Source organism: Sphaerisporangium rhizosphaerae, assembly GCF_042665155.1.
Taxonomy (GTDB): domain Bacteria; phylum Actinomycetota; class Actinomycetes; order Streptosporangiales; family Streptosporangiaceae; genus Sphaerisporangium; species Sphaerisporangium rhizosphaerae.
This window is the reverse complement of the sequence record NZ_JBHTCG010000007.1, coordinates 269,138-290,280: the sequence shown is the minus strand read 5'-3', so window position 1 is coordinate 290,280 and position 21,143 is coordinate 269,138. Positions and strand designations below refer to the sequence as shown.

Sequence of the window (21,143 nt, the reverse complement as noted above, 5' to 3'; positions counted from 1 at the left end):
CCCAACCCTCCGGCGGCCGGATCGGTGATCCGGCACGCCGGACGCTAGGGTCCGGTGGCGTGGCGCCCCGGCCCGCGCCGGGGGAGTTTGCCATCCCTTGGCCACCTCTTTCCCGGCACGCGGATCTTGGCGGAGATCCGCGCGGATAGCCTTTGCCAATGCCCCTCCCACGGGCCGCCATCTGGCCACGATCGATCAGAGGGCGGGTCACCCTCCTCACGCTCGTCCTGGCCGCCCTGTTCCTGATCCCCCTCGGCGTCGCCGCCGACCTGGTCATCAGGGCCACGGTCGCCAACGCCATCTGGCACGACACCAGAGAGGCCGCCTCGCGGGTCGTGGTGGCCTACCGCGAGTCGTCCCTGCTCAACCCGATCGCGCCCGGCCCGGGCGACGTCGACCTCATCCAGGTGGTCGGGCCCGGGCGGCACATCCTGGCCTCGACCGCCCGCGGCCGGACCCTGCCGCCGCTCAGCGACGCGCGGCCGGTGGCCCCGCACGACCTGCTCGACTTCACCACCTGCCGGCCTCTGTCCGTCGGCTGCTTCCACGTGACCGCGACGCTCACCGGCCCCGGCCCCGGCGCGCCGGTGGTGTACGCGGCCGCGCCCACCCCGGCCGTGCTGTCCACCCGCATTCTCGACGTGGCCGTCGGCCTGCAGATCGCCGCCGTGGCCGGCCTGGTCGGCTGGATCGCCTACAAGACCGCCGACCGTGGCCTTGGCACCATCGACCACATCCAGGCCCAGCTCGCCCACATCACCGCGAGCGATCTGTCCCTGAGGGTGCGGGAGCCTCCCGGCGAGGACGAGATCTCCCACCTGGCCCGCACCGTCAACAGCACCCTGGCGCGGCTGGAGCACTCGGTGGAGCAGCAGCGCAGGTTCGCCGCGGACGCCTCGCACGAGCTGCGCACGCCCATCGCCGGGCTGCGCGCCCAGCTTGAGGAGTCACTGCTGCACCCCGAGGAGACCGACCTCGGCACGCTGGTGCGGGGCGCGCTGCGCGACACCGACCGGCTGGAGACCATCGTCACCGACCTGCTGTTCATGGCCAGGCTCGGCTCGGGCGGCCCGGCCGCGCAGGAGCCCGTCGACCTCGGCCAGCTCGCCACCGGCGAGATCGCCGCCCGGCCCGGCCGCGTGCCGGTCATCGCCGGCGTCGAGGAGCACGTCACCGTGATGGGCGTGCGCACGCACCTGTACCGGGTGATCGACAACCTGCTGGACAACGCCCAGCGGCACGCCGCCGACATGGTTAAGATCGAGGTGCACCGCGACCACGGGTCGGCCGTGCTCGCCGTCACCAACGACGGCGACCGCATCGCCGAGGAGGACCACGAGCGCGTCTTCCACCGCTTCGCCCGGCTGGACGCCGCCCGCAGCAGGAACAAGGGAGGCACCGGCCTCGGTCTGGCCATCGCCCGCGACGTCGCCATCGCCCACGGCGGAACGCTGCACGTCGAGAACGTCCCCGAGGGCACCCGCTTCGTGCTGCGGCTGCCGCTCGCCGAGTGAGCCCTCCGCCCGCCCGCCGAACCAGCCCCCGCTCCCTCGCCAGTTGAGCCCGCCCCCGCCCGCTGAACGAGTGACCCCCCTCGCCGGATGAGCCCGCCCCCGCCCGCCGTCCGGCCGGACGGGGCGCGGCGGCGGCGGCCCCGGCTTCCCGGCTCTCCCAAGTGTTAACAGGAGTGACGCTGGGCGTTCAGCTCGCAATCTCCTAACGGGATGGTGCCGGTGGTTAGCGTGCGTGACACCTCGCGAGCGTGGCCGAAGGACGGCCCGCTCGCACGCCGCATATCAGGGAGTCAACCTTGCGAGTCCTGGCCGTCGTCCCCGCCCGTGGAGGTTCTGCGGGCGTCCCGCTGAAGAACCTGGCCAAGGTGGGCGGCACGCCCCTGGTCGCCCGCGCGGTCGTCTCCTGCACGGAAGCCGAGCTCATCGACCGGGTGGTCGTCAGCACCGACCACGACGCCATCGCCGCCGCGGCCCGCGCGGCGGGCGCCGAAGTGGTCCAGCGCCCCGCCGAGCTGAGCGGCGCCACCGCCTCCAGCGAGTCGGCCCTGCTGCACGCCCTCGACCAGGTCCTCGACCAGCACGGCACCGACCCCGAGGTCGTCGTGCTCGTCCAGTGCACCAGCGCCTTCATCGACCCCGCCGACCTGGACGCCGCCGTGTCCAAGGTGCTCGACGGCGCCGCCGACGTGGTGTTCTCCGGGCTGCCCACCCACGAGTTCGTGTGGGCGCGCGGCGAGGACGGGGTGCGCGGGATCAACCACGACCCGGCCCACCGCCCGCGCCGCCAGGACCGCGAGCCGGAGTACCGCGAGACCGGCGCCTTCTACGCCATCCGCGCCGCCGGGCTGCGCGAGCACGGGCACCGCTTCTTCGGCACCGTCGCCGTCCAGCCGGTGCCGAGCCGCCACGCCGTCGAGGTGGACTCCCCCGAGGACCTGGAGATGGTGCGGGCGCTGGCCCCGTTCGTGGACCGTCCGGGCCCGCTCGACGTTGACGCGGTGGTCACCGACTTCGACGGCGTGCACACCGACGACCTGGTCTACGTCGACCAGGACGGCCGTGAGACCGTCGCGGTGAGCCGCTCCGACGGCCTCGGCATCGCCCTGCTCAAGCGGTCCGGCGTCAAGATCCTGGTGCTGTCCACCGAGCGGAACCCGGTCGTCACCGCCCGCGCCCGCAAGCTCGGCGTCCCGGTCCTGCAGGGCCTGGCCTCCAAGCAGACCGCCCTGCGCGACTGGCTCAGCATCGAGGGCCTGGACCCGGCGCGGGTCGCCTACGTCGGCAACGACCTCAACGACCTCGGCTGCATGGAGCTGGTCGGCTGGCCGGTGACCGTGCCCGACGCCCACCCCCGCGTGCGCGCCGCCGCCCGCATCGTGCTCGGCCACGGGGGCGGCGCCGGCGCCGTGCGCGAGCTGTGCGACCGCGTGCTCGCCGCCCGCCCGGTGGACGCCGAGCCGGCCGCCGCCGGCCCGCGCGCGACGCTGCGCGTCAAGGGCGCCCCGGTCCAGATCGGCGAGTCGCTGGTCGGCCCCGGGCAGCCGGTGTACGTCATCGGCGAGATCGGCATCAACCACAACGGCGACCTGGACATCGCCCGCCGCCTCATCGACGTGGCCGCCGACGCCGGCTGCCAGGCGGTGAAGTTCCAGAAGCGCACGCCGGAGATCGCCGTGCCGGCCCACCAGCGCGACCAGATGCGCCAGACGCCCTGGGGCGAGATGACCTACCTGGAGTACAAGTACCGGGTGGAGTTCGGCCAGGACGAGTACACCCAGATCGCCAAGTACTGCGCCGAGCGGGGCCTGGACTGGTTCGCCTCCCCGTGGGACGTGCCGTCGGTGGACTTCCTGGAGGAGATGAACGTCGTCACGCACAAGGTCGCCTCGGCCAGCGTGACCGACCACGAGCTGCTGCGCCGGCTCGCCGCCACCGGCAAGCCGATCATCCTGTCGACCGGCATGTCGACGCTTCCGGAGATCGACGCGGCCGTGGAGATCCTCGGCACCTCCAAGCTGGTGATCATGCACGCCACCTCCACCTACCCGCTGCCGCCTGAGGAGGCCAACCTCCGCACGATCATCACCCTGCAGGACCGGTACGGCGTCCCGGTCGGCTACTCCGGCCACGAGCGCGGCCTGCAGATCTCCCTGGCCGCGGTGACGCTGGGCGCGGTGACCGTGGAGCGCCACATCACCCTGGACCGCACGATGTGGGGCTCCGACCACGCGGCGTCGCTGGAGCCGAGCGGCCTGGAGCACCTGGTGCGCGACATCAGGATCATCGAGCAGGCCCTCGGCGACGGCGTCAAGCGCGTCTTCCCGGGCGAGGAGGCCCCCAAGTCCCGCCTGCGCCGCGTCACCGTCTGACCCACGAGATGATCATCGACATGGACGCGCGCCGCCCCGTGCGGCGCGCGGCGGGAGGCGGCGCGGCGACGCGCACCGGAGGACGCCGGTGATCACGCTGTCGGTCGTGGTGCCGGTGCGGGACGCGGCGCCGTTCATCGGCGACACGCTGGCCTCACTGCGGCACAACGCGCGGCCCGACTTCGAGTTCATCGTCGTCGACGACGGCTCGGTGGACGCGACCCCGCAGGTCATCGACGACTTCCGCGACGACCTGCCGGGGTTGACCGTGCTGCGCAACAGCTCTCCCGCGGGGCTGGCCGACGCCCGCAACGCCGGCCTGTCCCTCGCCTCGGGCCGGTATCTCACCTTCCTGGACGGCGACGACTGGCTGGGCCGGGGGTACCTCTCCCGGCTCGTCGAGGCGATCGAGGGCCTGGGCTGCGACTTCGTCCGGGTGGACCACGTGCAGGTGGAGGGGCGCAAGCGCACCGTGCACCGCGCGCCGGAGGCCCGGCGGGGCGTGGTGCTCGACCCGCGCGACCGCATCCTGCCGGCCGACGCGCGGACGATGGTGGACTACCCCTACGCGTGGGCGGGGGTGTACCGGCGCTCGCTGGGCGACCTGCTCGCCTTCCCGGGGCACCTGCACACCGCCGAGGACCGGCCGTGGATCTGGCGGCTGCACCGCGAGGCGCGGTCGTTCGCGGTGGCCTCCATCGCCGGGGTGTTCTACCGGCGGCTGGTGTCCACCTCCCTGACCCAGGTCGGCGACGAACGGCAACTGCACTTCTTCGACGCCTTCGACCTGGTGTTCAAGCAGATCGAGGGCGAGCCGCACCTGCAGCCCAAGGCGGTGCGCACCTTCTGCGCGCTGCTGGCCCACCACCTGGAGCTCGGCGACCGGTTCTCCCCCGCGCTGCGTGCCCGCTTCGAGGACAGGGCGCGGGACGTCCTGGCCGGCCTCCCGGCGGACCTGCTCGGGCAGACGGGGCTGGACGAGGAGCGGCAGGCCCTGCTCGGGCCGCTGCTCCCCCGACCTCTCAGACAGCCCGAGGAGCGTTCGCCATGACGCAGGTCTTCTACAGCTCCACCCTGTTCGGGACGATGACGCTGGCGGCGGCCATGGACGCGGGCAGGTTCGGCCCGCACGACGGCCGCCGGGTGCTGCTGGTGTCCAACAACGCCGCGATCCCCGAGGTGACCCCGTCCCTGGACGAGGCCCCGGGGTTCGCGGCGCTACGGCCCCGGTTCGACGAGGTCTGGTCGTGGAACGACATCATCGCCCCGCTGCACCCTTCCGACTGGAAGGCGCGCGTCATCGAGGTGCCCATGCTGGAGCGCCTGGTGCGCGGCCACCTCGCACTGGGCGAGGGGGCCGCCGAGCTGGTGCTGGAGTCGGTGGCGGTGCCGCCGGCCAGGACGGTTGCGGCGCTGGTCCGCGACTGCCCGATCACGGTGTACTCCGACGGCCTGATGAGCTACGGTCCGACCCGCGACCCGCTGCCGCTGGAGATCTCCGGCCGGATCACCCGGCTGCTCCACCTGGACCTGGTGCCCGAGCTCACGCCGCTGCTGCTGCGCGAGGTCGGGGTCGCGCCCGAGCCGCTACCGGACGAGGCGTTCCTGCGGGTGCTGGAGGAGATGCCCGCCGTCGAGGGGCTGTACGGCGAGGCGATCATCCTGGGCCAGTACCTGTCGGCGCTGGACATCGTCACCGCCGAGGAGGAGGCCGAGCTGCACGCCGGGATGCTGCGCGCCCTCGCCGCGCGCGGCCACCGCAGCGTGCTGTTCAAGCCGCACCCGGCGGCGGGCGGCCACCACGCCCGCCTGCTGCGCGCGGTCGCGCGGGAGCTCGGGGTCGACCTGTGCGTGGCCGGCGACACCGTGCCGGCCGAGGTGTGCTTCCTGGCGTTGCGCCCGCGACTGGTGGTCGGATGCTTCTCCACCGCTCTGATGACCGCGCGCCGGCTGTTCGGCCTGCCGATCGCGACCATGGGCTGCGAGCTGGTGCTGGAGCGGCTGGCGCCCTACGAGAACAGCAACCGAATCCCGGTGACGATCGTCGACGCCACCGTGCCGCGCCTGGCGCCGGACGGCTCGATCACCGAGCCGCCGACCGGCGATCGGAGCGACCTGCGCGCGCTGGTGGAGGCGGTGGGCTTCTGCATGCAGAGCGAGCACTACCCGGCGCTGCGCGAGGCCGCGGCCCGCTACATCGAGGCCAACGGCCCGCAGGCCCGCTACTTCAAGAACCGGCGGCTGGCCTCGGTCGGCCTGCTGCCCGCGCCCGAACCGGCCAAGTCCCGTCCCCTCTCGCGCCTGCGCCGCGCCCTGTCCCGCTAGCAGCGCCGGGCGGCCGCCACCGCGCCATCGGCCGCGGCCGCCGGGGCCCCGCAAATGGCGAAGGCGGACAGCGCGGAGTAATACGCCTGCTTCTTGTTGTAGTCGCGGTCGAAAGGCAGGGGCGTGCCGCCACTGCGCCAGGAGTACCTGTCGGTCACCCCCCACACGGTGACGCCGGTGCAGCGCGGCACCGACACGCAGGCGGTGACCGCCCTGCCGTAGGCCTGGGCCTGGGCGGCGCCCGAGCCCTCGATGTCCAGCTCGGTGATCTGGACCTCCACACCGAGCGCCGCGAACTGGGCGATGGTCTGGGCGTACCCGGCCGGCACCGGCGTCGTCGCGGTGAAGTGCGACTCCAGCCCGACGCAGTCGATCGGCACGCCCCGCGTCTTGAAGTCCTTGACCATGGCCAGCACGCCGCGGGTCTTGGCGGCCGCCGGATCCTCGATGCCGTAGTCGTTGAGGCACAGCCGGGCGGCCGGGTCGGCGGCGCGGGCGGCCCGGAAGGCCGTCTCGATGTAGGAGTCGCCGAGGCGCCGCTGGAACAGGCCGGGGCGCACGCCACCCGAGTCGGCGAACGCCTCGTTCACCACGTCCCAGCTGTGGATCTTCCCTCGGAAGTGGCCGGCCACCGCGGCGATGTGGGCGGTGAGCGCCTGGTAGGTGTCCTGGGCGGTCAGCAGGTTGCCCGTCCAGGCCGTGTGCGGGGAGTCGACCAGGCTGTGCCCGCGCACTCGCATGCCCTTGCTCTGGGCGTGGGCGACGATGGCGTCGGCCGGCGTGAAGTTGAACTGGCCGCGCACCGGTTCCACCGCGTCCCAGTGCATCTCGTTCTCGGGCGTCACGGAGGTGAACTCCCGGTCGAGCACGGCCGCGTAGGGCGCCTCGCCGAGATGGGAGGCGCCGACGGCCGCGCCGAAGTAGCGGCCGGTGGCCGCGGCCGCCCCTCCCAGCGTGGCGGCCGCGGCGCCTGCCGGGGCCGCCGTCAGCGGTGGTGAGGCCACCGCGCCGATGACCGCGAAGGCGGCGATCGCCGCGCGCGCGAGGGAGCGGCGCATGGCGACCTCCGACCCGGGATTTCCCGCCATGACCGTCCTCCCGTCACCAGGGGCGTTGACGTCACTGATTGTGACCGGACGCCGGGAGTTGTCAACGTGGCGCGTCATGTTCCGCAGCGCGGACGGGGGCCGCAGCGCCCATGCCACCACTGATGCGGACGGGGCGGCGCGAAAGTTTCACGCCGTCCCGTCCGGTGTTCAGCCCAGCGCCTTGAGGTAGCGGCGCACGCGGCGGCTCGCGCGGTAACCGGCGCGCAGCACGTTCGGCGGCACCTCCACCCGCAGGCGGGCCCGCCGCCGGGCGGCCGCGTGCTCGGGTCCGGTGAGCAGCGGCCGCACCGGGGCGAGCCGCCCCGCGCGCGCCTCGGCGATCAGGGAGCCGAGCCTGGCCACCCAGTCGCTGGTGGCCGGGTCGTGGAAGTAGTTGGCGTCGCACCAGGCGGCCGTCGGGTGCCGCAGGTCGCCGCGCGCCAGGTCTTCCAGGGTGCCCAGGCACCCGCTGTCCTCGAACACCAGGTTGATCATCTCGGCGCTGACCCCGAAGTCCGAAAGGACCAGCAGCGGGACGCGGCCGGCGATCGCCTCCAGGGCCGCGGTGGAGCTGACCGTCACGAATCCCGCCGCGGCGGCCAGGTGCTCGTGCATGGCGCCGGCGGCGAAGCGCACCGAGCCGGGACGCACCGCGCCGGATTCGGCCAGCGACCGCCACAGGCGCTCGTAGTGGTAGCGCTCGTTGTGGGTCTGGCGCTCGTTCTCAAGGGCGCGCAGCTTGACCACGACGTCCAGGCCCGGACGGGCCTCGGCCAGCCGGGCGAGGGCCAGCAGGATGCTCTCGCGGTCCTCGCGCCGCTTGGGCACCTTGGCCTGGGTGGCGAACACCAGGCGGTCGCCCGTCCCGCCGCCGGCCGTCCGATGGTCCAGGTAGGGCAGGCGGGCCAGGGCCATCGACCCGGTGGCGCCCAGTTCCCTGCCGATGCGGCCGAACTCCTCCACCTCCCTGCCGCTGTGCACGACGAACAGGTCGCAGGCCCCGCGGTACAGCCAGGCCTTCTCCGTGGCGGGGATGGAGATGCCCGGCAGCCCCGACACCAGCACCGGCCGCGGCGAGAGCCCGCCGAACACGTCGCCGGCCAGCACGTCGACCACCGGTCCCGTGCAGGCCAGCAGGATGGCGTCGGGCCGGTCGCGTTCGGCGATGCGGCGCAGCGCCCGCGCCGACACCACGGCGGGCGGCTCGGCCGCGCCGGAGCGGGTGCCGCTGACGGCGGCGGTGATCTGGGCCGGGGACGGCACGATCGGCGTGCGCACGACGGCCAGCGTCGATGTCCAACCGGCCGGTAGCTGGTCGAGAAGACCCGCCGCCCATTTCAGATACGAGTCCGAATCGGCCACAGCGAGAACCCGGCTCAAGGAGAAGCCCTTTCGTGCGCGAACATCTGGAGATGCGATCGGAGGGAGACCGACGCGGAGGGAGTCCACCAGTCGTCGGGCACCTCCACGGTCTGGACGGGCACCCCTCGGGCGGCGAGCAGCACGCGCAGCGAGGTGACGGCCGTGGACGGCAGGCTGAGAACGCGCTGGCCGGGGCGCAGGTCGCGCAGGGTCATCTCGACCGGCGCCCCGGCGTCGTACACGGTGACCCCGGGGTGGTCGCGGACCGCGGCCAGGTCGCCGGGGTCCTCCCTGCGGTGCGGGTAGTAGGCCAGGGGCCCTTCGAGGGCGAACAGCCAGGACAGGTAGCGGTCGCGGTGGATCAGCCCGTTGCGCACCAGCGAGGTGCCGAGGACCACCGTGTTCTCGCGGGGCCGGGGGTGGGCGACCACCGGCTGGGAGCGCAGCCAGGCGAAGTCGTGGGTGACCAGCTCGGCCCCGAGCCCGCGCACGGCGTCGGCCAGGGCGGCGGGGACGGGCAGGGCGGTGAAGACGGTGAGCCGTCCGGCCCTCGCCGCGGCGCGCAGGCGGATCCCCGCGGCGACGCCCAGGACCAGGCGGGACGGCTTGGCCGCGGCGCGGGCGCGCAGCAGAGGGGTGGCCAGGCCCGCGGTCAGCAGCTCCAGCAGGCGGATGGTGGCCAGGCCGTCGTCGACGATGACCATGCGGGTGGGGAAGGCCGTCAGCGAGGTGAGCTGCATCCTGCCGGAGAAGGCGTCCCCGAGGACCCAGGCGTCGCGGCGGCCGGGACGGGGCATGCCCTGATCGGCGGCCTGGATGCTCAGCCCGGCCGGCAGTTCCAGCGCGTCCAGCTCGGCGCGGGTGACGCGCAGGCCGGGCAGCCTGCCGCGGGTCACCACGCGGGTGTCCGGCCCGATCAGCCCCGCGTGCCGCGCCTCGACCGCGCACAGCAACTGGAGCGGAGACTCCACCCAGGCGACGGCCGACCCCTGCTCCCGCACGCGGCTTCGACCGTTCCTCTCCACGCCGGGCATTGACACGTTCACGACGCATGCAACCTAGCCCCGCGACCCTACGTAATAGGGAACAGACGATGAACGGCGGCCGACGGCGGCCCGGCCGTTGTCGGATGCGGGCGGCTCCCAGGAGTCACAGGAGCAACGCGGGCCCCACTTGACACAGGAGGCGTCGCAGGCTCCGAGTATCACTGGGCCCGGACGCCCCCGGGAGGCGTGTCCGCGCCCGCGGGGCCCGGATCGGCGGCACCTTACCCGCGTCGCGGCAGGTCAACCGCGCCCGACGCGCATTCTCGCCGGGCCGCGTGCCTGGCTTTGCCATGAGAAGGCCAGAACGGACGAGAGCTTTGTCCCACTTGCATGTGGTTTGTCCGATGTATTACTCTCGGAGGAATCCCGGCACGGGAGACCGCTTCTCTGAGCGACCCGCCCGTGCCGTCGATATCGCCCGGCGCGGCCGGTCCTCTGCGGAGAGACCCCTCTCCCACCGTCACGCGCCTCCGTCGAGTCCGCGCCCACGCGGAGCCGGGGACCCACCTTCTTGGGGTGAATCAGGCGCGCCCGCCCACGGACGCGCCCGTAGGACGAACCTTCACGTCCGAACCCGTCAGCTAACCCGGTAGGCGGCAGGAAGAAGGAGTCTCAGCTTGTCCATGTTCGTCACGACCGTACATCGGCTTCTGGATGCCCCGAAGAACCAGTTGAAGGCCGTCGCGTTCGGCGGGCTCGTGCTCGCCCAGGTTGTCACCGGCACCGCCCTTGCGGCGAACGCCGACTCCTCTCCCCAGGCCGACGCCGCCTCTCCCAAGAGCGGCATCGTCGCCGTCGCGCGGCAGGAGGCGGCGAAGGCGGGGCTGCCGTCCCGGCAGGTCTCCGCCGAGCAGTTGCTGGCACTGGCCGAGAAGCAGGTCGGCATCAGCGAGAACGGCAGCGGCGGCGGCACCAAGTTCCACGCCTGGTACATGAGCTCCCCGCGCGCCAGGGAGACCGTGGCGCGCGACAGCGGCACGATCGCCGACTACGCCGACGCCGCCTGGTGCGACATGTTCGTCTCCTGGGTGGGCGCGCAGATGGGCCTGCAGGACACCGTCGGCGCCGACGCCTACACCGTCGCCCACGCCAAGTGGTTCGCCGCGCGGGACCGCTGGGGCACCACGCCCAAGCCCGGCGCGGTCGTGTTCTTCTCCTTCAACGGCGACAAGAGCATCGACGGCATCGAGCACGTCGGCTTCGTCATCAAGGACAACGGCGACGGCACCATCCGCACCGTCGAGGGCAACACCGACGGCGGCAGGGTCGAGATCCGCACCAGGCCGGCCTCGCAGATCGTCGGATACGGCTACCCCGGCTACGCCGCCTGACCTCGGCGGCCCGCCGCCCTCGTTCCACCTTTCCGCGGCGTCCCGCCCGCCTCCCCGCGAAGGACGCCTCCCGGCGCCGCACGGCCGGCCCACTCCCCCGGCCGCGCGGCGCCGGCGCTCGTTCCCATCGCTCCGGCGGGCCGGCCGGAACGCCGCGCAGCCCGCGCGCCGCGCCCCCAGGACCTCGGCGGAGCCCGCGCGCGGTGGCCAGGGAGCCCGGCGAAGCCCGTGCGCCGTGGCGCATGGATGATTTGCGCCCGACTGTGCCGAAGCGGTGGGAGCGCTCCCAATGCTGCGAAAGGGCCTTATGGGGGCTACTCTACGGTTTTCTCAGCGCTAACCGCCCCAGGAGTAACAGTTAGGTTTCGGCATATTGACGCCAGCATTGCCCGTCGGGGACCCTTCGTGGGAGCGCTCCCAAATATCGCTCGCAGGCTCACCCCCGCGAGATCACGACTGAGGGATCCAGCCATCGTGGGCCCGACTGTCGGGGCCGGCCCTCGATGCACCTCCCAAAGATCGGGCAACCACCTGAGAGGGGTCCGGAATGATGAACAATATGCGCCGCGGGAAGACACTCGCGGTCGCATCGGTGATGACGGTCGCACTCGGCATCACCGCCGCGTGCAGCTCCGGCGGGGACGGCGGGAACACCAGCACCGGTGGCTCGTCCTCGGCCGCGGCCGAGAAGATCACCCTTACGCTGCAGACCTTCGGCGGCGGGACCAACTTCGGCTACAAGGCCGCGGTCGCCAAGTGGAACAGCGATCACCCCAACGTTCAGGTGAAGTACAACAACCTCACCGACAGCTTTGAGAACGTCTACTGGCCGCAGATGCTGCAGTGGCTGCAGTCGGGCACCGGCGCCGGCGACGTCGTCGGCATCGACGAGGGCGGCATGGGTCTGGCCAAGGCCCGTCCCCAGTTCTTCACCGACCTCGGCCAGTACGGCCTGCAGAGCCGCCAGGCCGACTTCCCCGCCTGGAAGTGGGAGAACGGCATCAACACCGAGGGCAAGCTGTTCGCCCTCGGCACCGACGTCGGCGGCATGAGCATCTGCTACCGCTCCGACCTGTTCAAGCAGGCCGGGCTTCCCACCGACCGCGACGAGGTCGGCAAGCTGTGGAGCGGCGGCTGGGAGGACTTCATCAAGGCCGGCCAGCAGTTCCAGTCCAAGGTCAAGGACGCCAAGTTCGTCGACAGCATCAACACCATCTACAACGTGGTGCTGGCGCAGGAGGCCGCCAAGAACGGCAACGTCACCTACTTCGACAAGAACCAGCAGCTCATCGTGGACAAGAACCCGGCCGTCAAGTCCGCGTTCGACCTCGCCACGAAGATCAGCCAGGACGGCCTGACCGCCAAGCTGCAGAACTTCACCGACGGCTGGAACACCGGCTTCGTCAAGTCGCAGTTCGCGACCCTGGGCTGCCCCGGCTGGATGCTCGGCGTGGTCTCGGGCAACGCCGGTGACAAGTTCAAGGGCAAGTGGGACGTCGCGACCGTGCCCGGCGGCGGCGGCAACTGGGGCGGCTCCTGGCTCGCGGTGCCCAAGCAGTCCAAGCACCCGAAGGAGGCCGCCGAGCTGGCCAGCTACCTGACCAGCCCCGACGCCCAGCTCATGGCGTTCAAGGAGGGCGGCAACCTGCCCAGCACCATCCCGGCGCAGGACAACCCCGAGCTCCAGAGCGTGAACAACGAGTACTTCAACAACGCGCCCATCGGCAAGATCTTCGGGCCGTCCATCAAGTCGCTTCAGCCGATCTTCCTCGGTGAGAAGCACGCGCAGGTCAAGCGCGAGGTGGAGCAGGTCCTCAACGGCATGGAGCAGGGCTCGGTGCCCGTGGCCCAGGCCTGGCAGAAGTTCGTCGAGGCGGGCCAGAAGGCGGCGGGCTGATCCTCCCCGGTCCTCACCGGTTCGCCGGGGCTCACCGCCCCGGCGAACCGGTGACCTGCCGTAGTGAGCGGCGTGGCGGTGGTGGAACCCACCACCGCCTACGCCCCGCGAGGCACTCGTCCAGTCGTACCGATGCCGAGCTTGGTTATCGCTTGGTAGCGGGCACACGATCGACCGTTACCGACGAGAAGAAGGAGAATGGGGCTCCTCCCCGTGGCCGCCGGCCAGGGAGCGCCCCGGAAATCCGATGAGCGTCAACCTCCACACGCAGCGGGCGGATCCGGCGCCTCCGCCGCCCCGGCCGGGACGCCACCAGGCGCGCTCCCGCCGCAGTATCTGGTCGCAGTTCGACATCAAGGCGACCCCGTACTTCCTGATCTCCCCGTACTTCCTGCTCTTCGCGATCTTCGGTCTGTTCCCCCTGGTGTTCACCCTGTGGGTGTCGCTCCAGGACTACGGACTGGCCGGCGGAGACGCCTCCTTCACCGGCCTGGCGAACTACACCAAGCTCCTGGCGGACGAGGACTTCTGGAACGCGGTGATCAACACCGTCGGCATCTTCGTCCTCGCCACGGTGCCACAGCTCGTCCTCGCGCTCATGCTCGCCAACGCGCTCAACAAGCGCCTTCGCGGCCGGCTGTTCTTCCGGCTGGGCGTCCTGGTGCCGCTGGTGACCTCGGTCGTCGCCGTCGCCATCGTGTTCACCCAGCTCTACGGCCGCGACTTCGGCCTGTTCAACTGGCTGCTCGGCTTCGTGGGCGTCGACCAGCACATCGACTGGCAGAGCGCCAAGTGGTCGTCCTGGACCGCCATCGCCACCATGGTCGACTGGCGCTGGACCGGCTACAACGCGATCATCTACCTCGCGGGCATGCAGACCATCCCCCGCGACCTGTACGAGGCGGCGTCCATCGACGGGGCCTCCCCGCGCCGCCAGTTCTGGCAGATCACCCTGCCGATGATCCGCCCGACGATCATCTTCACCGTGTTCGTCTCGACGATCGGCGGGCTCACCCTGTTCGCCGAGCCGGTGATGTTCGCCAGCAACCGGATGGACGGCGGGGCCACCGGCCAGTTCCAGACGATCGCCATGTACATCGTCGAGCAGGGCTTCCGGAACTTCAACTACGGCTACGCCGCCGCGGCCGCCTGGCTGCTGTTCCTGCTGATCCTCCTCGGCGTCGGGATCAACTACACGTTCGTCCGCCGGATCGGAGGCAGCAAGTGACCGCGATCACGCAGGTCAGGCCGGCGCAGAGGGGCAAGGCGCGCAGCAAGCGGGACCCGTTCCGCGCCACCCCCCTGACGAAGATCGCCCTGGGCTTCACCGTCCTGCTGTCGATCTTCCCGATCTACTGGATGATCATCATCGCGTCGCGGACCAACTCCGACGCGGTGGAGGTGCCCCCGCCGCTGCTCCCCGGCGGCAACCTCGGCGCCAACATCCAGCGCGTGCTCGAGACCGAGGACGCGCACTTCATCACGGGTCTGGTGAACTCGCTGATCGTCACCTCGACGGTGACGCTCTCCGTCGTGCTCATCTCGACGTTCGCGGGATTCGCCTTCGCCAGACTCCACTTCCGCGGCCGCAACCTGCTGCTCGGCTCCATCCTCATCACGATGATGGTGCCGCTCCAGCAAATGGGCATCGTCCCGCTCTACCAGCTCATGGTGACCCTCGGCTGGACGGGCACGCTCAAGGCCGTCATCCTGCCCTACCTGCTCAACGGCTTCGGCGTCTTCATGATGACGCAGTACACCGATCAGGCCGTGCCCGAGGAGCTGGTCGAGGCGGCGCGGGTGGACGGCGCGTCCACCATGCGCATCTGGTGGAACGTGATCCTGCCCGCCGTCCGGCCCGGCATGGCCGTGCTGGCGCTGCAGACCTTCATGCTCAACTGGAACGAGTTCATGTGGCCCCTGATCGTCCTGAGCCCGGAGAACCCCACGGTTCAGGTGTCGATCAGCTTCCTCACCGCGGCCCACAGCACGGACTACGTCCTGATCTTCACCGGAACGGCCCTTTCCGTACTACCGCTCATTGTCGTTTTCGTCGCGTTCGGCCGGCAGATCGTCGGCGGACTCATGGAAGGTGCGGTCAAAGCGTGACCACGCAGGAGACTCAACCCCAGACCGGCATCCCCGCCCTCGCGTTCCCCACCGGCTTCGTCTGGGGCGCCGCCACCTCGGCGTACCAGATCGAAGGGTCCACCGACGTGGACGGGCGCGGGACCTCCATCTGGGACACGTTCGTCCGGCAGCCGGGCCGCATCCTCAACGGCGAGAACGCCGATGTGGCCATCGACCACTACCGCCGCTACCGGGACGACGTGGCCGTCATGGCCGAGCTCGGGCTGACCGCCTACCGCTTCTCGGTGTCCTGGCCGCGGATCATGCCGGACGGCGCCGGCACGGTGAACCAGGCCGGCCTGGACTTCTACCGGCGGCTGGTGGACGAGCTGCTGGCCAACGGCATCGAGCCCTGGCTGACCCTGTACCACTGGGACCTTCCCCAGGCACTTGAAGACCTCGGCGGCTGGCCCGCACGCGACACGTCGAAGCGCTTCGCCGACTTCGCCGCCTGCGTCCACCAGGCGCTCGGCGACCGCGTCAAGCAGTGGAGCACCGTCAACGAGCCCTGGTGCGCCGCCTTCCTCGGCTACTCCTCCGGCGAGCACGCGCCGGGACGCCGTGAGCCGGCCGCCTCGATCAGGGCCGCCCACCACCTCAACCTCGCCCACGGCCTGGCCGTCCAGGCGCTGCGCGCCCAGGGCGCCGACGCGCGCATCGGCGGCTCGGTGAACCTGTACGCGATCAGCCCGGCGAGCGACGACGCCGCCGACCTGGACGCCGCGCGGCGCATCGACGGCCTGCAGAACCGCTTCTTCCTGGACGCGCTGCTGAAGGGCTCCTACCCCGAGGACGTCCTCGCGGACCTGAGCGCGGTCACCGACATCGACTTCATCCAGGACGGCGACATGGAGACCATCTCCACGCCGTTCGACACCCTGATGGTGAACTACTACAGCCGGTTCACCGTGTCGGGCAAGCCCGGAGGCGCCGCCTCGGCCGCCGCCGCCCCGACCGGCGCCGGCTCGCCGTGGCCCGGCAACGAGCACGTGTCGTTCGTCAACGGCGGCCGGCCGGTCACCTCGATGGGCTGGGAGATCGACGATCTCGGCCTGTACGAGGTGCTCCAGCGGGTCGCCACCGAATACCCGAGCATCCCCCTGGTCATCTCCGAGAACGGCGCCGCGTTCGACGACGTCGTGGCCGACGGGTCGGTCGACGACCAGAAGCGCCTGGCCTACATCGAGGCGCACCTGCGCACCTGCCACGCCGCCATCGAGGCGGGCATCCCGCTCAAGGGATACTTCGCCTGGTCCCTGATGGACAATTTCGAGTGGGCCTGGGGCTACGGCAAGCGGTTCGGACTGGTGTACGTCGACTACGAGAGCCAGCGCAGAACCCCCAAGGCCAGCGCCTTCTGGTACGCCGACACGATCCGCAGAGGCGGGTTGCTGGGTCCGGCAGAATAAGGCGTTAACTGTCAGGAGGGGGCTACTTTGATGAACGGGGACCGCCGCTCGGGAGCGCGACCGACCCTTGAGGCCGTCGCCGCTCGCGCGGGCGTCGGCCGCGGCACCGTGTCTCGCGTCATCAACGGCTCGCCGAAGGTGAGCGACAAGGCGCGCGAAGCGGTGCAGCAGGCGATCGACGAACTCGGCTACGTGCCGAACCGGGCGGCGCGCACCCTGGTCACCAGGCGCACGGACACGATCGCGCTGGTGGTGTCGGAGTCCGAGCAGCGCATCTTCGACGAGCCGTTCTTCGCGGGCATCATCCGCGGCATCGGCTCGTCGCTGTCGGAGACCGGCCTGCAGCTCATCTTGACGATGGCGCAGTCGCGCGACGAGCACGAGCGCCTGGAGCTCTACCTCACCGGGCAGCACGTGGACGGCGTGCTGCTGATCTCCCTGCACGGCGCCGACCCGCTGCCCGGCCGGCTGGAGGAGATGGGCGTGCCGACCGTCCTCGGCGGCCGCCCGGTGGGCTTCACCCCGTTCAGCTACGTCGACATGGACAACCGGGCCGGCGCCCGGCAGGCGGTCAAGTACCTGCTCGGCCGGGGCAGGCGGCGCATCGCGACCATCGCCGGCTCCCAGGACATGGGCGTGGGCGTCGACCGTCTGGCCGGCTACCGCGACGCGCTGCTGGCCACCGGCATGCAGGAGATCGTCGCCTACGGAGACTTCAGCGAGGCCAGCGGCGTGTCGGCGATGGAGCGCCTGCTCCAGCAGCACCCGGCGCTGGACGCGGTGTTCACCGCCTCCGACCCGATGGCCTTCGGCGCGATGAGGGTGCTCAAGGACCACGGCAAGATCATCCCGGACGATGTCGCGGTGATCGGCTTCGACGACTCGGCGGTGGCCGCGCACACCGTGCCGCCGCTCACCAGCGTCCACCAGCCGACCGAGGACATGGGCCGCCAGATGGCGCAGCTGCTCGTCTGCCGCATCAACGGCGAGCGGCTGGAGCAGCCCGTCGTGATATTGGACACCCATCTGGTCGAGCGCGGCTCGGCCTGACCCCCCAAAGGCGCGGCCCGGGCAGCCCGTGCGGCCGGGAGCCCGGGCCGTCGCGCGCCCCCACCCCCCGAAGGAGAACCCCGTGCCTGAGCAGCGTTTCCCCGACGAGTTCGTCTGGGGTGCGGCGACCTCCGCCTACCAGATCGAGGGCGCCACGGAGGAGGACGGGCGCGGGAGGTCGATCTGGGACACCTTCGCGGCGGTCCCCGGCAACGTCAAGAACGGCGACACCGGCGCCGTGGCCGCCGACCACTACCACCGTCTGGGCGAGGACCTCGACCTGATGGCCTCGCTGGGCCTGCGCGGCTACCGCTTCTCCATCGCCTGGCCGCGCGTCCAGCCGGACGGCGCGGGCGCGGTGAACCAGGCCGGCCTGGACTTCTACCGCCGCCTGGTCGACGGGCTGCGCGAGCGCGGCGTCCACCCCATGGCCACTCTGTTCCACTGGGACCTGCCCCAGGCGCTGCAGGAGGCCGGCGGCTGGGAGAACAGGGACACCGCCGAGCGGTTCGCCGACTACGCCGCGATCATGTTCGACGCGCTGGAGGTCCGCGACTGGCTGACCATCAACGAGCCCAAGACCGTCGTCGACTGCGGCTACCGCTGGGGCATCCACGCGCCGGGGGTCCAGGACGAGGGGCGGGCGTTCGTGGCCCTGCACCATCTGCTGCTCGCCCACGGACGCGCCTCGCGCGTGCTGCACGAGGCCCACCCCGGCCGGCGCATCGGCCCGGCGCTCAACCTGCACCCGACCTACGCCGCCGAGCCCTTCACCGGCGCCGACGCGGCGGTCTGGCACCAGGACGGGCTGGAGAACCGGCTCTACCTCGACCCGATCTTCACCGGCGCCTACCCCGAGGACACGCTCGCGTGGATCGCCGAGCGCAGCCCGATGCCCGACCGCATCCTCGACGGCGACCTCGCGGTGATCAGCGAGCCCATCGACGTGCTCGGCGTGCAGTACTACACCCCGCACTTCCTGGACGCCGAGGGCAACCGCGTGCACAAGCACCCGACGGCGCAGCTCGACTGGCTGGAGATCTACCCGCGCGGTCTGTACGACACCCTGACCCGGCTGAAGTACGACTACCCCGCGGTGCCGATCGTGATCACCGAGAACGGGGTGCCCGCGCCCGACGAGGTCGGCCCGGACGGCGGGGTCGCCGACGGCGAGCGCGTCTCCTTCCTGCGCGACCACCTCGCGGCCGTGCACGACGCTCTGGCCGAGGGCGTGCCGGTGGAGGGGTACTACGTCTGGTCGCTGCTGGACAACTTCGAGTGGGCCGAGGGCTACGACGCCCGCTTCGGCATCGTGCACGTCGACTACGCCACCCAGCGCAGGACGCCGAAGAGCAGCGCCCTGTGGTACCGCGACCTGATCTCCTCCGGCCGCCTCGCCTAGACCTCCGGCCGCCTGGCCTGCATCTCCTCCGGCCGCCTCGGCTGACCGGCGCGGGAAAGGTCAGGCGCGCGGGCCGGGGGCGCGGCGGAACTCGAACGGGGCGCTCTCGCGGCCGGGCACCACGAACCAGCACTCGCCCGTGCCGTCGCTGTCGAGCAGCCGCATGAAGGCCTCGGTCACCGCGGAGACCGGGAGGATGGGAAAGCCCATCTCCTCGAGCACGGCCTTGCCGCCGCCGAGGATCGGGGTGTCGGCGAAGGACGGGCACAGCGCCTGCACCTTGATGCCGGCCCGGGCGAGGGCGGGGCCGAGCGAGCGGACCAGCCCGACGACGGCGTGCTTGCCGGCGGCGTAGATCGGGTCGGCGGGGATGCCCACGATGCCGGCCATGCTGGAGGTCGCGACGATGGTGCCGCCGCCGGCCGCCCGCAGCGCGGGCGTCGCGGCCCGCACGCCGAACACGACCCCGTCGAGGTTGACGCTCATCGCCAGGCGGTAGCGCTCGAGGTCGAAGTCGTCGCCGAGGCCGCAGCCGGTGGTCACGCCGGCGTTGAGGAAGGCCAGGTCGAGCCGCCCGTACCGCTCGACCGCCAGGGCCACGGCCTTCTCGCTGTCGGCCGGCCGCCGCACGTCGCAACGCGCGGCCGTCCCGCCGATCTCGCCGGCGACCTCCGCGGCGCCCGCGTCGTCGATGTCGGCGACGACGACGCGCGCGCCGCCCGCGGCCAGCCGGCGGGCGACCGCGGCGCCGATGCCGCCGGCGCCCCCGGTGACGAGGGCGACCTTGCCGTCGAGCCGGTCGGAGCGCACCACGTTGGACGGCGCGGGCGCCGGCCGCTCCTCCCCCGTCGCGGGGACGAGCCCGCTGATCAGGTCGATCTCGTTCACAGTGGCAACCCTCCGGTGGCGGCGCTGGTGGAACCGGTGGCCCGGTACGCGGCGATCGTACGCTCGGCGATGCGCATCTGGTGGATCTCGTCCGCGCCGTCGGCGAAGCGCGCCCACCGGGCGTGCTGGAACATCTTGGCCAGCGGCGTGTCGGTGGAGTAGCCGAGCGCTCCGTGCACCTGGATGGCCCGGTCGATGATCCGGTTGAGGCTGCCGGCGACGAAGTGCTTGGCCATCGAGACCTCGGTGCGGAAGTCCTCACCCTTGTCGATCTTGGAGGCGGCGTGCAGCACCATGAGCTTGCACTGGTACAACTCCATGGCCGAGTCGGCGACGAGCCACTGGACGCCCTGCTTGTCGGCCAGCAGCGAGCCGTGGCTGTAGCGGTTGAGCGCCCGGTCGACCATCATGTCGAGCGCGGTCTCCGCCTGGGAGATCCAGCGCATGCAGTGCGCGAGCCGCGCGGGGCCGAGACGGTACTGGCCCAGGCGGTGGCCGTTGCCCCGGCCGCCCAATATCGCGCCGTCGGGCACCCGCAGATCGGTGATGACGATCTCGCTGTGCCCGGTGGAGCCGTGCATCGTCTCGACCTCGCGGACGTCGTTCCAGCCCTCCTGGGGCAGGTCGACCAGGAAGGCGGTGTTGGCGCCGCGGGAGCCCTCGGGGACGTCGGTCTCGGTCCGGGCGATGAGGATGGCGAAGCTCGCGCGGCGGGCGTTGGAGATGAACCACTTGTGGCCGTTGATCACCCACTCGTCCCCGTCCCTGACGGCGTACGTGCGGATGAGCGTGGGGTCGGAGCCTGCCACCTCGGGCTCGGTCATGGCGAAGCACGACATCTTGGCGCCCTCGAGCAGCGGCCGCAGGTAGCGTTCCCTCTGCTCGTCGTCGCCCCAGTGCAGCAGCGTGTGCATGTTGCCCTCGTCGGGGGCCGCGCAGTTGAGGATCCAGGGGCCGAGGCGGGTCTTGGCGGCCTCCGACTGGACCATGGCCAGCTCGACGTGGCCGAGACCCATGCCGCCCCACTCCTTGGGCATATGAGGCAGCCACAGCCCCTCTTCGCGCGCCCGGGCGCGCAGGCCGAAGATCACCCGCAGGTACTCCTCACGCGTGGTGGCTGCCGTCTCCTCGTCCAGGCCCTCGACGGCGGGGACGACGGTGCCCCGGATGAAGTCCCGCACGCGCCGGCGGATCTCCTCGTGCTCGGGGGCGAGCGTGAAGTCGATGGCCATCGGACCCCTCCTCGTCGGCAGGCGTCGCCCGCCCTCGGCGCGCCCGCGGCGGCACGTCCCAATACGCTCGCCCGAGGATCTCAGGCATCCGCCCGGCACG

The 21,143-nt window shown here is 71.7% G+C and carries 16 protein-coding genes and 1 riboswitch; of the genes, 11 read left to right on the top strand and 5 right to left on the bottom strand.

The genetic code is table 11. The features are described from left to right. Positions 1-158 precede the first annotated feature (158 nt). From ACFQSB_RS13510 to ACFQSB_RS13495, 4 genes are all read left to right on the top strand, one after another. Positions 159-1,514 carry a sensor histidine kinase gene (locus ACFQSB_RS13510; protein WP_380826673.1) on the top strand — a complete coding sequence of 452 codons (1,356 nt, stop codon included), beginning with the start codon at positions 159-161 and terminating at the stop codon, positions 1,512-1,514. Between the two features lie 296 nt (positions 1,515-1,810). Continuing rightward, on the top strand, positions 1,811-3,883 hold the full coding sequence (locus tag ACFQSB_RS13505) for an N-acetylneuraminate synthase family protein (protein ID WP_380826672.1): 2,073 nt from the start codon (positions 1,811-1,813) through the stop codon (positions 3,881-3,883). Between the two features lie 88 nt (positions 3,884-3,971). Next, positions 3,972-4,934 carry a glycosyltransferase family 2 protein gene (locus ACFQSB_RS13500; RefSeq protein ID WP_380826671.1) on the top strand — a complete coding sequence of 321 codons (963 nt, stop codon included), beginning with the start codon at positions 3,972-3,974 and terminating at the stop codon, positions 4,932-4,934. Then, positions 4,931-6,208 carry a polysialyltransferase family glycosyltransferase gene (locus tag ACFQSB_RS13495; RefSeq protein WP_380826670.1) on the top strand — a complete coding sequence of 426 codons (1,278 nt, stop codon included), beginning with the start codon at positions 4,931-4,933 and terminating at the stop codon, positions 6,206-6,208. The genes ACFQSB_RS13500 and ACFQSB_RS13495 overlap by 4 nt, the downstream gene beginning before the upstream one ends. On the opposite strand, the gene ACFQSB_RS13490 is transcribed toward ACFQSB_RS13495, so the two are convergent. The 3 genes from ACFQSB_RS13490 to ACFQSB_RS13480 all read right to left on the bottom strand — a co-directional run bounded on the left by ACFQSB_RS13490 (position 6,205) and on the right by ACFQSB_RS13480 (position 9,659). After that, entirely contained in the window at positions 6,205-7,296 is a 1,092-nt protein-coding gene (locus ACFQSB_RS13490; protein ID WP_380826669.1) for an endo-1,4-beta-xylanase, read from the bottom strand. The two genes, ACFQSB_RS13495 and ACFQSB_RS13490, sit on opposite strands and share 4 nt — an antisense overlap. Positions 7,297-7,464: 168 nt before the next feature. Further along, entirely contained in the window at positions 7,465-8,658 is a 1,194-nt protein-coding gene (locus ACFQSB_RS13485; RefSeq protein ID WP_380826667.1) for a DUF6716 putative glycosyltransferase, read from the bottom strand. 14 nt (positions 8,659-8,672) lie between these two features. Then, positions 8,673-9,659, bottom strand: coding sequence for a hypothetical protein (locus ACFQSB_RS13480; protein WP_380826665.1), 987 nt, complete (start codon positions 9,657-9,659; stop codon positions 8,673-8,675). Positions 9,660-10,165: 506 nt separating this feature from the next. Beyond that, positions 10,166-10,315, top strand: a riboswitch (cyclic di-AMP (ydaO/yuaA leader). A gap of 12 nt (positions 10,316-10,327) precedes the next feature. On the opposite strand from ACFQSB_RS13480, the gene ACFQSB_RS13475 reads away from it, so the two are divergent. From ACFQSB_RS13475 to ACFQSB_RS13445, 7 genes are all read left to right on the top strand, one after another. After that, positions 10,328-11,035: a CHAP domain-containing protein gene (locus ACFQSB_RS13475; RefSeq protein ID WP_380826760.1), complete on the top strand. Its 708-nt coding sequence runs from the start codon at positions 10,328-10,330 to the stop codon at positions 11,033-11,035. Between the two features lie 559 nt (positions 11,036-11,594). Further along, positions 11,595-12,932, top strand: a complete 1,338-nt coding sequence (locus tag ACFQSB_RS13470; RefSeq protein WP_354924409.1) for an ABC transporter substrate-binding protein — start codon at positions 11,595-11,597, stop codon at positions 12,930-12,932. Positions 12,933-13,179: 247 nt separating this feature from the next. Then, positions 13,180-14,160 carry a carbohydrate ABC transporter permease gene (locus tag ACFQSB_RS13465; protein ID WP_354836145.1) on the top strand — a complete coding sequence of 327 codons (981 nt, stop codon included), beginning with the start codon at positions 13,180-13,182 and terminating at the stop codon, positions 14,158-14,160. Then, positions 14,157-15,041: a carbohydrate ABC transporter permease gene (locus ACFQSB_RS13460; RefSeq protein WP_380826662.1), complete on the top strand. Its 885-nt coding sequence runs from the start codon at positions 14,157-14,159 to the stop codon at positions 15,039-15,041. The genes ACFQSB_RS13465 and ACFQSB_RS13460 overlap by 4 nt, the downstream gene beginning before the upstream one ends. Continuing rightward, a complete protein-coding gene (locus ACFQSB_RS13455) occupies positions 15,038-16,471 on the top strand; it encodes a GH1 family beta-glucosidase (protein ID WP_380826661.1) in 1,434 nt (477 codons plus the stop codon). Before ACFQSB_RS13460 ends, ACFQSB_RS13455 begins: the two co-directional genes overlap by 4 nt. 30 nt (positions 16,472-16,501) lie before the next feature. Continuing rightward, positions 16,502-17,521, top strand: a complete 1,020-nt coding sequence (locus tag ACFQSB_RS13450) for a LacI family DNA-binding transcriptional regulator (protein ID WP_380826659.1) — start codon at positions 16,502-16,504, stop codon at positions 17,519-17,521. An 82-nt stretch (positions 17,522-17,603) separates the two neighbouring features. Beyond that, positions 17,604-18,923: a GH1 family beta-glucosidase gene (locus ACFQSB_RS13445; RefSeq protein WP_354836151.1), complete on the top strand. Its 1,320-nt coding sequence runs from the start codon at positions 17,604-17,606 to the stop codon at positions 18,921-18,923. 60 nt (positions 18,924-18,983) lie between these two features. Here the strand turns inward: ACFQSB_RS13445 and ACFQSB_RS13440 are convergent, their stop codons facing one another. Both ACFQSB_RS13440 and ACFQSB_RS13435 read right to left on the bottom strand, forming a co-directional pair. Beyond that, positions 18,984-19,811 carry an SDR family oxidoreductase gene (locus tag ACFQSB_RS13440; protein WP_380826657.1) on the bottom strand — a complete coding sequence of 276 codons (828 nt, stop codon included), beginning with the start codon at positions 19,809-19,811 and terminating at the stop codon, positions 18,984-18,986. Continuing rightward, a complete protein-coding gene (locus ACFQSB_RS13435) occupies positions 19,808-21,043 on the bottom strand; it encodes an acyl-CoA dehydrogenase family protein (RefSeq protein ID WP_380826656.1) in 1,236 nt (411 codons plus the stop codon). The genes ACFQSB_RS13440 and ACFQSB_RS13435 overlap by 4 nt, the downstream gene beginning before the upstream one ends. Positions 21,044-21,143 lie beyond the last annotated feature (100 nt).

Excerpts from the sequence above, each read along its gene's own strand:
- ACFQSB_RS13435 (WP_380826656.1), bottom strand. The coding sequence starts at position 21,043 with ATGGCCATCGACTTCACGCTCGCCCCCGAGCACGAGGAGATCCGCCGG.
- ACFQSB_RS13470 (WP_354924409.1), top strand. The coding sequence starts at position 11,595 with ATGCGCCGCGGGAAGACACTCGCGGTCGCATCGGTGATGACGGTCGCA.
- ACFQSB_RS13490 (WP_380826669.1), bottom strand. The coding sequence starts at position 7,296 with ATGGCGGGAAATCCCGGGTCGGAGGTCGCCATGCGCCGCTCCCTCGCG.
- ACFQSB_RS13475 (WP_380826760.1), top strand. The coding sequence starts at position 10,328 with ATGTTCGTCACGACCGTACATCGGCTTCTGGATGCCCCGAAGAACCAG.
- ACFQSB_RS13510 (WP_380826673.1), top strand. The coding sequence starts at position 159 with ATGCCCCTCCCACGGGCCGCCATCTGGCCACGATCGATCAGAGGGCGG.
- ACFQSB_RS13465 (WP_354836145.1), top strand. The coding sequence starts at position 13,180 with ATGAGCGTCAACCTCCACACGCAGCGGGCGGATCCGGCGCCTCCGCCG.
- ACFQSB_RS13450 (WP_380826659.1), top strand. The coding sequence starts at position 16,502 with ATGAACGGGGACCGCCGCTCGGGAGCGCGACCGACCCTTGAGGCCGTC.
- ACFQSB_RS13495 (WP_380826670.1), top strand. The coding sequence starts at position 4,931 with ATGACGCAGGTCTTCTACAGCTCCACCCTGTTCGGGACGATGACGCTG.